General features: G+C 62.5%; 12 protein-coding genes. 3 read left to right on the top strand and 9 right to left on the bottom strand.

Annotated elements, in window-relative coordinates; translation table 11 throughout:
- Positions 1-111 precede the first annotated feature (111 nt).
- From speE to hemE, 3 genes are all read right to left on the bottom strand, one after another.
- Complete coding sequence (gene speE, locus CLAM6_RS00280; protein WP_153635023.1) at positions 112-975, bottom strand: polyamine aminopropyltransferase; 864 nt, start codon at positions 973-975, stop codon at positions 112-114.
- 287 nt (positions 976-1,262) lie between these two features.
- A complete protein-coding gene (locus CLAM6_RS00275; protein WP_153635022.1) occupies positions 1,263-1,649 on the bottom strand; it encodes a VanZ family protein in 387 nt (128 codons plus the stop codon).
- 109 nt (positions 1,650-1,758) lie between these two features.
- Positions 1,759-2,856 carry a uroporphyrinogen decarboxylase gene (hemE, locus tag CLAM6_RS00270; protein WP_043331592.1) on the bottom strand — a complete coding sequence of 366 codons (1,098 nt, stop codon included), beginning with the start codon at positions 2,854-2,856 and terminating at the stop codon, positions 1,759-1,761.
- A gap of 324 nt (positions 2,857-3,180) precedes the next feature.
- On the opposite strand from hemE, the gene ribA reads away from it, so the two are divergent.
- Together ribA and trhA are read left to right on the top strand one after the other, a co-directional pair.
- On the top strand, positions 3,181-3,816 hold the full coding sequence (gene ribA, locus CLAM6_RS00265; RefSeq protein ID WP_043331593.1) for a GTP cyclohydrolase II: 636 nt from the start codon (positions 3,181-3,183) through the stop codon (positions 3,814-3,816).
- A 135-nt stretch (positions 3,817-3,951) separates the two neighbouring features.
- Positions 3,952-4,761: a PAQR family membrane homeostasis protein TrhA gene (trhA, locus tag CLAM6_RS00260; protein ID WP_153635021.1), complete on the top strand. Its 810-nt coding sequence runs from the start codon at positions 3,952-3,954 to the stop codon at positions 4,759-4,761.
- A 197-nt stretch (positions 4,762-4,958) separates the two neighbouring features.
- On the opposite strand, the gene CLAM6_RS00255 is transcribed toward trhA, so the two are convergent.
- From CLAM6_RS00255 to xseB, 5 genes are all read right to left on the bottom strand, one after another.
- Positions 4,959-6,254, bottom strand: coding sequence for a DUF4172 domain-containing protein (locus tag CLAM6_RS00255; protein WP_153635020.1), 1,296 nt, complete (start codon positions 6,252-6,254; stop codon positions 4,959-4,961).
- Positions 6,255-6,927: 673 nt separating this feature from the next.
- The gene (locus CLAM6_RS00250; protein WP_153635019.1) at positions 6,928-7,557 is read right to left on the bottom strand and encodes a glutathione S-transferase family protein; all 630 of its coding nucleotides are present in this window, start codon (positions 7,555-7,557) and stop codon (positions 6,928-6,930) included.
- Between the two features lie 239 nt (positions 7,558-7,796).
- Positions 7,797-9,719 carry a 1-deoxy-D-xylulose-5-phosphate synthase gene (gene dxs, locus CLAM6_RS00245; RefSeq protein WP_054556402.1) on the bottom strand — a complete coding sequence of 641 codons (1,923 nt, stop codon included), beginning with the start codon at positions 9,717-9,719 and terminating at the stop codon, positions 7,797-7,799.
- A 12-nt stretch (positions 9,720-9,731) separates the two neighbouring features.
- Positions 9,732-10,664 carry a polyprenyl synthetase family protein gene (locus CLAM6_RS00240; RefSeq protein ID WP_054556401.1) on the bottom strand — a complete coding sequence of 311 codons (933 nt, stop codon included), beginning with the start codon at positions 10,662-10,664 and terminating at the stop codon, positions 9,732-9,734.
- The gene (xseB, locus tag CLAM6_RS00235) at positions 10,664-10,948 is read right to left on the bottom strand and encodes an exodeoxyribonuclease VII small subunit (RefSeq protein ID WP_043331600.1); all 285 of its coding nucleotides are present in this window, start codon (positions 10,946-10,948) and stop codon (positions 10,664-10,666) included. Before xseB ends, CLAM6_RS00240 begins: the two co-directional genes overlap by 1 nt.
- Positions 10,949-11,269: 321 nt before the next feature.
- Between xseB and serA the strand changes: the two genes are divergently transcribed.
- Positions 11,270-12,520: a phosphoglycerate dehydrogenase gene (gene serA / locus CLAM6_RS00230; protein ID WP_043331602.1), complete on the top strand. Its 1,251-nt coding sequence runs from the start codon at positions 11,270-11,272 to the stop codon at positions 12,518-12,520.
- A 290-nt stretch (positions 12,521-12,810) separates the two neighbouring features.
- Here the strand turns inward: serA and CLAM6_RS00225 are convergent, their stop codons facing one another.
- A complete protein-coding gene (locus CLAM6_RS00225) occupies positions 12,811-12,996 on the bottom strand; it encodes a tautomerase family protein (RefSeq protein WP_043331603.1) in 186 nt (61 codons plus the stop codon).
- Between the last annotated feature and the right edge of the window lie 268 nt (positions 12,997-13,264).

Genomic DNA, 13,264 nt, shown 5'->3' with positions numbered 1-13,264 from the left:
GTGGCAGATTGCGACCAATGTCTCGGTCTGCCTGACTCAACGCTTGTTCATCCCATCAGGCACGTTTTCGTGCCTGATGGGACTCCCTTGCCACCGCAAGGTGCATGCAGATCACTTCTCCAGCAGGCGCTGCATGAAGGGCGGCAGCACCAGGGCGGCGCGATGGCCTTCGACGGTATAGAAGTCACGCGCGAAGGTGGCGGCAGCGGCATCTTCCTCGCGGAAGGACTTCACGTCACAGCTCTTGCCCGCCAGGGTGCAGCTCCACCAGCCGGACGGATACACCGGCTGCGGGAACGGCAGGGTCGCGACGCTATCAAAGCCCGCTTCGCCCATGTCGTTGCGCAGGTCCTTGATGATGGAATCGGTGTGATAGAGCGGGGACTCGCTCTGCTGCACCATCAGGCCGCCCTGCTTGAGGATACGATGGCAGCGCTTGAGGAAGTCGGTCTTGAACAGACCTTCCGCCGGGCCGACCGGGTCGGTGGAATCGACGATCAGCACGTCGATGCTCTCGTCCGGGCAGTTGTCGACCCACTTGACACCATCCTCGAACAGCAGCTCGGCACGCGGGTCGTCATTGGACTCGACCAGCGCCGGGAAGAATTGCTCGGAGGCACGCGTGACCGCCGGATCGATATCGATCTGGGTGACCTTCTCCACGCCCGGGTGCTTGAGCACCTCACGCAGGGTGCCGCAATCGCCACCGCCGATGATGACGACACGCTTGGGGTCTGCATGAGCGAACAGCGCCGGGTGCGACATCATCTCGTGATAGAGGAAGTTGTCACGGTCAGTCAGCATCACGCAGCCGTCCAGCACCATCAGGTTGCCGTAGGTCTCGGTGGCATAGACTTCGAGGTGCTGATAAGGGGTCTGCTCGTCATGCAGCTTGTGGCTGACCTTGAGCGAGAAGGCGCTGCCGTGGCGATCGAAGATTTCGGTAAACCAGGAGCCATCGAGACGTTCGGTCATGGGGGACCCTCGCATTGGATATCACAGACGGGATATCAAGGTATGGATAGAGACGGCACGATGGCCATCGGAAATTGCGCCAATCAGCACTGCGCCAGCGTCAGGCCGGCAGTTCACGGCCCGCATGACGACCACGCGGCGTGATGTCGTGATACGCGACATGCCGGGCAAGCGCCAACATGGCGCAGGCGCTGCACCATAGCCAAAGACGGCCGGAGTGGAAAGTGTTGATGCATGACAATTTCAGACAGGCCGCATATCGATGACACGCGGCCCGGGGGAGAGGCTCAACGAGAGGCCGGCCCGAGGCGGACCAGATGGAGAATCAGCCTGACGCACTGAAACACTCCCAGCCCGATGAGGATGCCGGCGAGGTCCGCCAGCGCATCCAGCACCTCAGCGCCGCGATAGGGAATCGCCAGCTGCAGACATTCGATGGCGACGCCCAGCAGCAGCAGGACCGGCAGGATGATCAAGCTGGTCAAGCCCGCCAGCCGTGTCGTCAGCGCCAGCAACGCGAAGGCGGAGAAATGCTGCAGCTTGTCCCAGGGGAAGGACTGCTCCGGATGCGGCACGCCCGGGGAGAGCGTGCCGAACAGGATCAGCAACAGGCATAGCAGCGCCACGAAGGCCCAACCGCGGCGCGGAATGAGACGCTGCTCGACCGGCGTCATGCTGACACCCCCGCTGCCCGGCACCCTTCTGCTTGCTGCACTGCTACTTGCCACCTTCTATAGGCAGCAACAGGGGTGGCAGCAGAGAAGACCATGACGGGCTCTCCCATCAGCCGCGGGCGACCGGTGTCGCATTGGCGGCGTCATCCTGATGGTAGGCCGGGCTCAGCTCGTGCAGCGCGTCCATCAGGGCATTGACGTTGCCCGGGTCGGTGAACTGGCTGATGCCGTGACCGAGGTTGAAGATGTGGCCCGGGCCCTGGCCGTAGCTGTCGAGGATACGCCCGACTTCGGCACGAATGGCGGCCGGCGTACCGAACAGCGCATTCGGGTCCAGGTTGCCCTGCAGAGCCACACGATGGCCGACACGCTCACGCGCATTGGACATCTCGGTGGTCCAGTCGAGGCCGACGGCATCACAGCCGGTGGCGGCGATGTGTTCGAGCCACTGGCCACCATTCTTGGTGAACAGGATCACCGGCACACGGTTGCCTTCGCTGTCCGGCTTGAGGCCAGCGACGATCTGTTCCATGTAACGCAGCGAGAACTCGAGATAGGCCGGCGTGGACAGGGTGCCGCCCCAAGTATCGAAGATCTGCACCGCCTGAGCACCCGCGGCAATCTGGGCGTTCAGGTAGTCGGTGACGGCCTGCGCCAGGGTGTCGAGCAACTGATGCATGGCTTCCGGATTGGAATACATCAGGCCCTTCACATGACGGAAGTCCTTGCTGGAACCGCCCTCGACCATATAGGTGGCCAGTGTCCACGGGCTACCGGAGAAACCGATCAGCGGCACGCGGCCGTTCAGCTCACGGCGGATGGTGGACACGGCACGCATGACGTAATCGAGATCACGCTCGACATTCGGCACGCTCAGCGCCGCGATTTCCTCGGCAGTCCGCACTGTCTTGCGGAATTTCGGGCCTTCGCCAGTCTCGAAGTAAAGGCCCAGCCCCATGGCATCCGGGATGGTCAGGATGTCGGAGAATAGGATGGCGGCATCCAGCGGGAAGCGCTCCAGCGGCTGCAGCGTCACCTCGCAGGCACGCGCGGTGTCCATGCACAGGTCCATGAAGCCACCGGCCTGACCGCGGACTTCGCGATATTCCGGCAGATAGCGGCCAGCCTGGCGCATCATCCAGACGGGAGTACGGTCGACCGGCTGACGGGCCAGCGCGCGCAGGAAGCGATCATTCTTCAAGGTCATCGGAATCACACATCAGCTCGGGGAATGTCTCGGCATTCTATCAGAGCCTGAGAAAAATCCCGCCCATCGTGGTGATGCAACAAATGCATTGGCAAATCGCCCCGCCTTTATAGTTCCTTTGCTGGCGTCATCCGACCATTGTGGTGGTGGCGGCAACAACGCTTTTCCATACAGAGCGATGAGTCATCGGCCACAGACTGGTAAACTCGCCACATGACTGCATGCTGGCCGCCGGTATCTCGAGCGACTCATCGAGACATTGCCGGACCACCGCATGCCCGCGCTTTTTCAGCCCGGCGATTGTCCGGGCGTTCGAGGTGAACAGTGACCATTCGATTCATCGCCGCCTCGCGGCTGCCAACGCCCTGGGCGACCTTCACCATGCACGGTTTCGAGGATGAGACCACCGGCAAGGACCACATCGCCCTGACCCTGGGCGACATCGATGACGGCGCGCCGGTGCTGGGCCGCGTGCATTCCGAGTGCCTGACCGGCGACGCCCTCTTCTCGATGCGCTGTGACTGCGGCTATCAGCTGCAGGAAGCACTCAAGCGCATTGCCGCCGAAGGCCGCGGCGTGCTGCTCTATCTGCGTCAGGAAGGCCGCGGCATCGGTCTGCTCAACAAGATTCGCGCCTATGAGCTACAGGATGGCGGCGCCGATACCGTCGAAGCCAATGAGCGCCTCGGCTTCGGGGCTGACATGCGCCGCTACGATATCTGTGTGCCGATGCTGGAGCATCTTGGCGTCAGCACTCTCAAGCTGATGACCAACAACCCGCGCAAGGTCGATGCCCTGACGCGTGATGGCGTCACCATCAGTGAGCGCCAGCCGATCACCACCGGCCTGAATCCGCACAACGAGCACTATCTCTCGACCAAGGCGGGCAAGCTGGGCCACATGATGGCACTGGACGATTTCACCCAGGCAAGCGACGTGGATATCGAGCGCAGCGAGTAGCCACGCAAAGGGGGAGCCTGATTGGCTCCCCTTCCTTTATATAGGCAAATTGACTGGCTGGCGCAGCGAGCGTGACATGACGACATCACCCGCCAGGGAGTAGGCTGGAGTCGAACCCGCGCCGGAGACATCGCCATGCGCAAGGACTCAACGGCTGCATCATCACAGCCTTCTTCATCGCAACCTCAGTCATCACAGCCTTCGTCAACACGGCTCGCCTCGACACCTCCTCAGGCATCCCCCTCTTCCAGCGCATCGCCTGCCGATGACGCGGATTCACGCGACACCTCCGCGACGCCTGCTCTCTATACCCGGCTGGAGGAATGGCTGCACAGCGCCAGCCACGGCATCGGCGCCGTCATGGGCCTCGTCGGCATGATCGTGCTGATCGTGATGGCCAGCCTCGCTGCCGAAGTCGACCCCTGGAAGATCGTCAGCGTCAGCCTCTACGGCCTGACCCTGGTGGTGCTGTATGCGGCTTCGACGCTCTATCACGGTATCCGTCATCCACGCCTGAAATATGCCTTCCAGCTGCTGGATCACTGCGCCATCTATCTGCTGATCGCCGGCACCTATACGCCCTTCCTGCTGGTCAATCTTCGCGGCCCGACTGGCTGGACGCTGTTCGCCATCATCTGGTCGCTCGCACTGGGCGGCATCTTCCTCAAGCTGCGCTGGCCTGAACGCTTCAGCGCCCTGCGCGTGAGCGTCTATCTGCTGATGGGCTGGTTGATCGTGTTCGCCTCGCCGATGCTGGTCGAGAAGCTCTCCGAGACGGGGCTCATTCTGCTGGTCGCCGGCGGCATCACCTATACCCTGGGCGTGATCTTCTTTCTGATGACGCGCCTGCGCTATCACCACGCCATCTGGCACCTGTTCGTGCTTGGCGGCAGTACCTGCCACTTCTTCGCCATCTATACCGCAGTGCTGCCGTATTCCGTATGACGTGATCGGGGCCGCCACGCTAGCCGGCGCTCTTGAGCACACCGGCTTGAGGACACGGCACTGAGCACACCGGCAAGCCACCTCAAAAAAGCGGGAAGGGTCGTCATGACCCTTCCCGCTTTTTTTCGCGATTTTTTGACGCTTCAGGGCTCATCCCTCACAGCGCTGTTTTCTTGAGGAGCTATTTTCCTGTGGCGCTATCTTCCTGCGGGGCTATCTCCCTTAGGGGAAAAGACCGGCAAGCGATACCGGGTACCGCGCCCGACACCGTAGCTTTCCAGTACCTGCTTGGCGGTCAGGTCGGCGAGATCGCGGGCGGCGGTAGGGTCGGAGGTATCGACCAGGGCACGGTATTCGGCGCGCCCCACGCCCTCTTCGTCATCTCGCTCCAACAATGTCAGTACCAGCTCGCGCTGGCGGGCATTCAGCGGCGTACGCGCGTGCTCCAGCCACAGTCGCTCGGCACGCTGGACGCGCTGGTAATGGAAGGCCGTCCGACGACCGGCGTCGCGCAGACGCAAAAGCCACCACTCGGCCCAGACATTCATGTCACCGGGCGCTGCATCCTCCACCTCACCATTGAGCGCGCGGTCCAGCTGCGGCGGCAGCTGATGGCCGCTGGCCGAGGTCTGGGGCTTGCCGAGATAACGCTGCTCCAGCTCGCGCAATTCGTCCTGATGCTCGAGCACCACCGAGAACAGCGCCTGGCGGCGCCAGCAGAGTTGCTCCAGCGCTTCCGACTCCCAGCGCTCGGCGGCCTTGCCGACAAACTCGCCCTGCTGCTGCAACGCGGCCAGGGCATCGATTCGTGTCAGCCAGCGCATCAGCAGCAAGCGCCCGATCAAGCCGTTGCCCAAGGCCAGCGGTGCGAGCGCCTGCCAGTGCGCATGCAGCTGCAGGGCATTCAACACCCCTGAGTTATCCACATCCGGTTCTTCCGTCGCCAGACGCTGCCAGAAGACATCCAGCTCCCGGTCCAACGCATCGGGGTTCTCCGCCGGAGCGCGATAACGCAAGCGCTTGAGACCGTAACGACCGCTGACCGCCTCGTAGCGCGCCTCGCGCCATGCCCCGAGTGGCTGACCACTGCTGCGCGGCAGGAAAGGCCCCAGACGCCGATGCCACTCGAGCACCTGTTGGCGGGTCAGCGGCTGGAATGCCGTGCGCACGACTTCCAGCGTCACATCCACGAAGACGTCGACACCAGGCGCCGGCCCGCGCGGTGACTCCTGATGGCCGGACTCCAGCCCCAGCGCCTGATACAGCGCATCACGCAACGCCGCCCGCCCGAGCACCACGCCGGACAGCTGGGCACTGGCTTCCATCTCTTCGCTGAGGAGCGTCGCCTCGAGACGCAGGCGTTGTCGGGGATAGAGATTCTGCCCCTGAGCGACCAGCGGCGACATCACCGCCTGGGTCGCCGCCAACTGCCCCATCAAGGGCATGACCTCCAACCGCCCCCGTGGCCAGTCAGGCTGCTGCCAGATCCACATAAGTTGTTATTCCCATTGATATTTTCACCAACATCTTATCAAAAAGATCCGCAATAAACCACATATCGAATCATTGAGTGATGCGCAAAATAGGAAAGATGCGATCATCGCTCCCGATTTGATCAATATCATGTCATGAAAATCTAATAAACCTCTCAACCCCATGATTTTCATCGGATATGTCGCCACTCACAACGCATGAGTGCTTCCCTCGACCTCATCAAGATCAACACTTGACCATCATTACGAAAACAACCAATTACCGAATCATGAACAGATACGCAAAAGACTCAAAAGCGCATCATTCAGCGCCTGATGGCTGAAACCCATCCTCAATCGATGGCCTGCCTCGCGCCGCCCTGGCGCACCGCACTGTCTCGAACAGACCTGCCTCGAACCGACCTGAGTCAGCCCGCCATCAGACAGCCTGGGGCGCGCCTCAGACGGTTGACGCCGCTGAACGAGCAAGGCGACCTCTCAACCTCGTCAGGCGCCCTGCAAGCGTCTCTGAGGCCCAGAAACGCAAAAGGCGCCACCCTGATATCAGGATGGCGCCTCGTGGCGTGTGCGAGCTCTCAGCGCGCTCTCTAAGCTTCACTACAGGATATGCAGGACAGGTCAGCCCGTCAGCTTGGCCTGTGGCGGCGTTCGATGACGGTTCCGGCAACAGGGCTCAGTGTTGCTGATGCTCCTCGGCGGCCTGTTGCTCGCGCTGGCGGGCCCGCTCGCAGGCAGGACGCGCCCGCACCTCTTCGCCCCATTGCTCAAGCACGGCCGGCAGAGGTTGCCCGGCCATCTGCGCCCAGCTGAGGGTCTGGGCGAGGAAGATATCGGCGACACTGAATTCATCGGCCACCAGCCAGCCCTGGCCATCGAAGCGGCGCTGAAGTGCCTTGAGAGCACGCTGGAATTCCCACTGCGCTGTCTGCTTGATGGCATCACAGCGCTGGTCCTCCGGCAGCGCGAAGGTGTGCTTGGCCAATGTCCACAGCGGCTGCTCAAGCTCGGTGGTCAGGAAACTGAGCCATTGATCCATCTGGGCCTGCCCGGCCAGCGATTGTGGCAGCAGACGCCCTTCTCGCGCCGCCAGGTAGCGACAGATGGCACTGGACTCGAACAGGGCCAGCTCACCATCCACCAGGGCTGGCGCCTTGCCATCGGGATGAATGGCCAGGTATTCAGGGCTGTGCCCCTCACCGGCCTTCAGATCCAGACTATGAATCCGGTAATCGAGCCCCAGTTCCTCGAGCGTCCAGGCGACCCGCAGCGAGCGGGAATTCGGATAGCTGTAGAGAGTCAACATGGTCGGGCGCACTCCGTGGCGTTGCGGTGGTGACTGACGCAAGCGACGGCTTTCGCGCCAGCCAGGCCCTGGCTGCTTGAGCAGAGGGCTTGATGGTCAACCAGCATGGGCGGGAAGTCGCGGAGTTTCCATGCATCCTTCGCCGTCTCGGCGCAGGCAGTCACGCAACGAAAAACGCCTGTGGACAGCTCGAACTCTCGAGTCATCCACAGGCGTTTCGGTATTGCATGTCGCCAGGATCAGCTGCCGAGGCGTGCCTCGATACTGGCGCGGATGCCGGCGGCATCCAGACCGCAGTCACGCAGCAGCTCGACCGGCTTGCCATGCTCGACGAAGCCATCCGGCAGCCCCAGCAGCAACATGGGTTGAGCCAGTCCCGCGTTCAGGTAGAGCTCGGCCACGCCGGCTCCCGCGCCACCCGCGATGGCATTCTCTTCGACGGTCACGACCAGGTCATGCTCCGCGGCGATCTCGAGCAGTGCCTCGCGGTCCAGCGGCTTGATGGAGCGCAGGTTGAAGTGGGTCGCGTCCAGCGCCTCGGCGACCTCGGCCACCGGCGTGTTCATGCTGCCCACGGCGACGATGGCGACACGCACCTCGGGGCTGCCGCTGATACGACGACGATATTCCCCCTGACCGATGGCCATTGGCGTCAGGTCGGCATCGGTGGCCACCCCCGGCCCGGTACCGCGCGGATAGCGCACCGCAGCCGGCCCGGGGTGGGCCAGTGCCGCGCTCAGCATGCCACGGCACTCGGCTTCATCGGCCGGCGCCATCAACACCAGCTCCGGCACGCAGCGCAGGAATGACATGTCCAGGCTGCCGTGATGCGTCGGGCCGTCTTCACCGACCAGACCGGCACGATCGATGGCAAAGGTCACGTCCAGTTTCTGCACCGCGACATCGTGGATCAGCTGATCATAGCCACGCTGCAGGAAGGTGGAATAGATCGCCACCACCGGCTTCATGCCTTCACAGGCCATGCCCGCTGCCACTGTTACCGCGTGCTGCTCCGCGATGGCGACATCGTAGTAGCGATCAGGATATTCCTTCGAGAAGCGCACCAGATCCGAGCCTTCCCGCATGGCCGGCGTGATGCCGATGACGCGCGCATCCGCGGCGGCGGCATCACACAGCCAGTTGCCGAAGACACTGCAGTATTTCTGCGGCTTGGGAGCCGGCGCGTCGGTGACGGCAGGCGCCTGCTCGGCTGCCTGAGGCGCTGCCTTCTCGAGCTTGGTGATGGCGTGATAGCCGATCGGGTCACGCTCCGCCGGCAGGAAGCCCTTGCCCTTGCGCGTCACCACATGCAGGAACTGCGGGCCATCCAGATCACGCATGTTGCGCAACGTCTGCACCAGCGCCGGCAGGTCATGGCCGTCGATGGGGCCGATGTAGTTGAAGCCCATCTCCTCGAACAGCGTCGCCGGGCTGATGAAGCCCTTCATGTGCTCTTCGGTACGCTTGGCAAGCTCCAGCGCACCCGGCAAGGGCGACAGCAGTCGCTTGCCGTTGGCGCGCATCTGGGTATACGGCTTGCTGGCCAGAATACGTGCCAGATAGCTTGCCAGGCCGCCGACGTTCTCGGAGATCGACATCTCGTTGTCGTTGAGCACGACCAGCATATTGGCCTTCACGTGCCCGGCATGCGCCAGTGCCTCGAACGCCATGCCAGCCGTCAGGGCGCCATCGCCGATCACCGCACAGGCACGCCGTGACTCACCCGCCGTGCGGGCGCCGAGCGCCATGCCCAGCGCCGCACTGATCGAGGTGCTGGAATGGCCCACTCCGAAGGTGTCGAACTCGCTCTCGGCACGCTTGGGGAAGGCAGACAGGCCGTTGTACTGGCGCATGCTGTACATGGCTTCACGACGGCCGGTCAGAATCTTGTGCGGATAGGCCTGATGACCCACGTCCCACACCAGACGGTCATGGGGCGTTTCCAGCGCATGGTGGAGTGCCACGGTCAGCTCGACCACACCGAGCCCGGCACCGAAGTGCCCGCCGGTACAGCCGACGCTGTACAGCAGGTAGGCGCGCAGTTCGTCAGCCAATTGGCGCAGCTGTGCCGCGCTCATGGCGCGCAGCGCTTGAGGTGTCTCGACCGCATCGAGCAGTGGCGTCGCGGGGCGCGCCTGAGGTATCTCGTCAAACAGCTTCATAGGCGTCAGGAATCAGTGGTCTCGCTCGATCATGTAGCGCGCCAGCACCGCGAGTGGCTCTGCGGCCTCTCCCAACGGTGCCAGGGCATCCAGGGCCTCTTGCAGTAGCTGACCTGCTCGCTCTTGAGCACCTTCGAGTCCAAGCAGCGAGGGATAGGTCGGCTTGTCGCGCGCAGCGTCAGCACCGGCCGTCTTGCCAAGCGTTGCGGTGTCGCCCGTCACGTCCAGGATGTCATCCTGGATCTGGAAGGCCAGGCCGATAGCCGAAGCGTAGCGCTCCAGGGCAGCAAGACGCGAATCCTGCTCGTCGACTGCCACCAATCCGCCCAGACGGACCGCAGCGCGAATCAGCGCGCCGGTCTTGTAGGCATGCATGCGTGACAGCGCCTCTACCTCACGGAACTGCCCGACCGCCTCGAGATCCAGCGCCTGACCGGCCACCATGCCGCGCCGCCCGGAGGCCTCGGCCAGGGTACGCACCAGGGCAGGTGTCCGTACATGGCCGGTCGTCGCCATCACTTCGAAGGAGAGCGTCAACAGGGCATCGCCCGCGAGAATGGCGGTCGCCTCATCGAAGGCGCGATGCACGGTGGGACGGCCACGCCGCAGGTCGTCATCGTCCATGGCCGGCAGGTCATCATGGACCAGCGAATAGGCATGCACCAATTCGAGCGCCGCTGCCGCCGCGTCCAGCGCAGCGCGGTCAGCGGCCTCTTCATCGCAGCCCAGGGCACGACCCACCGCATACAGCAGCACGGGACGCAGACGCTTGCCGCCACCCAGCACGCTGTAGCGCATGGCGTCCTCGAGACGCTCACTCACCGCCGCACTGCCGGGAGTCAACAACGCCTCAAGCACGGCCTCACTGCGCGCCTGTCCAGAGCGGATCAGCTCGCTGGCCTGCGATGCAGTCGGCGTGACTTGCGTATTCAATCCACCTGACATCACCAGTCCTTCTCCTCGTCCGCTTCACCCGCCATGCTGCCTGCGGCATCGGGCGCCGTAAACGCCGTGGGCGTCAGCGCTCCCTCCGGGCCTTCCACCAATGCCTGCAGGCGCAACTCGGCACTGTCGAGCCGCTGCTGCGCCTCGCGCGCCAGGCTCACGCCCTCTTCAAAAGCGCCCAGTGACGCTTCCAGCGACATGTCGCCAGCCTCGAGCCGCGTCACCAACCCTTCAAGACGGGCCAGGGTGGCGGCGAAATCCTGTGGCACTTCCTTTTCGGCCATGGGTGCTCTCGCTCATCCGACCGGGCGGGCCCGGTGTCTCTGTGTGGAGCGCCAGTATAACCCGAAGGGCTTCACGACGCTGCCCACCCCCTGCGCACGGAGGAAGAGTCACATCAAACGGCTGTGCTGTGAATTTTTCATGCCCGGCACGCGGACATTTCATCCGGAGGCCCCGTCGGCTGTGATATTCTTTGCTCCCCTGTTGACAGCACGCCCCGCTGTTTCTCTGGCATTTTCTTGAGGTGTGACACGCCAGCAGGTCATGAAAAAGACCAAACGAACAGAAACGCCGGCATGACCGGCGAGAGGGTTGATCCGACAATGGCCAAGACGTCCCTGGACAAGAGCAAGATCAAGATTCTATTGCTCGAGGGTGTCCACCAATCCGCCGTGGATAATTTCCTCAACGCGGGTTACACCAACATCGAACTGCTTCAGACCTCGCTGGCCGAGGAAGAACTGATCGAGAAGATCCGCGATGTGCACTTCATCGGCATTCGTTCCCGCACTCAGCTCAACGAGCGCGTGATCTCCGCTGCCGAGAAGCTCACCGCCATCGGCTGCTTCTGCATCGGCACCAACCAGGTCGACCTGGAAGCCGCACTGAAGCGCGGTATTCCCGTGTTCAACGCGCCCTACTCCAACACTCGCTCGGTCGCCGAGCTGGTACTGGCCGAAGCCATCATGCTGATGCGCGGCGTGCCGGAGAAGAGCGCCAAGGCACATCGTGGCCAGTGGATGAAATCCGCCAAGAACAGCCATGAAGTCCGCGGCAAGACGCTGGGCATCGTGGGCTACGGCAGCATCGGCTCCCAGCTGTCCGTGCTCAGCGAATCCCTGGGCCTGGACGTCATCTACTACGATGCCGTCACCAAGCTCGGCATGGGCAATGCCCGTCAGGTGGCAAGCCTGGAAGAGCTGCTGGCGCGCGCTGACATCGTCACGCTGCATGTGCCGGAAATCCCCTCCACCAAGTGGATGATGGGCAAGCAGCAGTTCGCGCTGATGAAGCAGAACAGCGTCTTCATCAATGCGGCACGCGGCACCACCGTCGTCATCGAAGACCTGGCCGAAGCCCTCTCCAGCGGCAAGCTGCTGGGCGCCGCCATCGACGTCTTCCCGGTAGAGCCGAAAGGCAACGGCGAAGAGTTCGTGTCTCCGCTGCGCGAGTTCGACAATGTCATCCTGACGCCGCACGTCGGTGGCTCCACCATGGAAGCCCAGGAAAACATCGGTGTCGAAGTCGCCGAGAAGCTGGTGACCTACTCCGACAACGGTACCACCATCGGCTCGGTCAACTTCCCGGAAGTCGCCCTGCCGGCGCACCCGGAAAAGCACCGTCTGCTGCATATCCACGACAACGTCCCGGGCGTGCTGTCACGCATCAACCAGGTGCTGTCCGAGGAAGGCATCAACATCTCTGGCCAGTACCTGCAGACCAACAACACGGTCGGCTATGTGGTCATCGATGTCGACAAGGCCTACGGCAAGAAAGCGCTCGAAGCGCTCAAGACCGTCGACCATACCCTGCGTATCCGGACCCTCTACTCGGAAGCTGATTTCGAGAACTGAGTCCGTGCTCTGCTTCATGGCCGTGGAGCAGAGGGCAGGCAAATGAAAACGCCGCAGCCAGAAATGGCTGCGGCGTTTTTTTGTTCCGGATTACCAGGAACGTTGCTCGTCCCGTGCCTTGCGTCCCACTCCCCTCTGTCATGCCTCCGTCATGCCTCAGCCGGTTTTCCATAGACTGGCAATGCCGGGCCAAGACCAAGGGCGTGTTTCACGTGGAACATCTTGATGCCTCGTAAAACACCTTCTGAATCAGATAGTTGAGCACAAGTGCCCAGTTGAAACTTCTTCTCTCAGCGCTCTGACAATGGCGTGCCAGCGACGGCCCAGTTTTCCGGCTCCACTTCCTGCAGCACCACCCAGACGGACTGCTCACGCACGCCCAATACGCGAGCCGTCTCGCGCGTCAACGCCTCCACAAGCTCCCGCTTCTGTTCCTGTGTCTTGCCAGTCAGAAATTCCGCACGAATCATCGGCATGGTTTTCTCTCCTTGTTGTACAGATCTCTTTTTCTACATGCCAGATCAGCCTGGCCAGCCGCCTTGCTCGCTATTGCCACAGCCGCTTTAAGGCGCTGTGGCCAATGGGCTCTCGCAAATCGCTCCTGAAGCCATTGTTCCACGTGAAACATCTGCCGGCAGCAAAGAGCGCAGCCCAGCGATGTCACTCTGCGCCATAGGCTGGTAAAGAAATTGGCTACTTTACGAAAAAGCAGCCAATTCTCCCCATACGTCATTCAAAAAACCG

The sequence above is a fragment of the Cobetia sp. AM6 genome (assembly GCF_009617955.1).
GTDB lineage: Bacteria > Pseudomonadota > Gammaproteobacteria > Pseudomonadales > Halomonadaceae > Cobetia > Cobetia amphilecti.
Note: the sequence above shows the minus strand (reverse complement) of the source record. Positions and strands in the feature narration are given on the sequence as shown.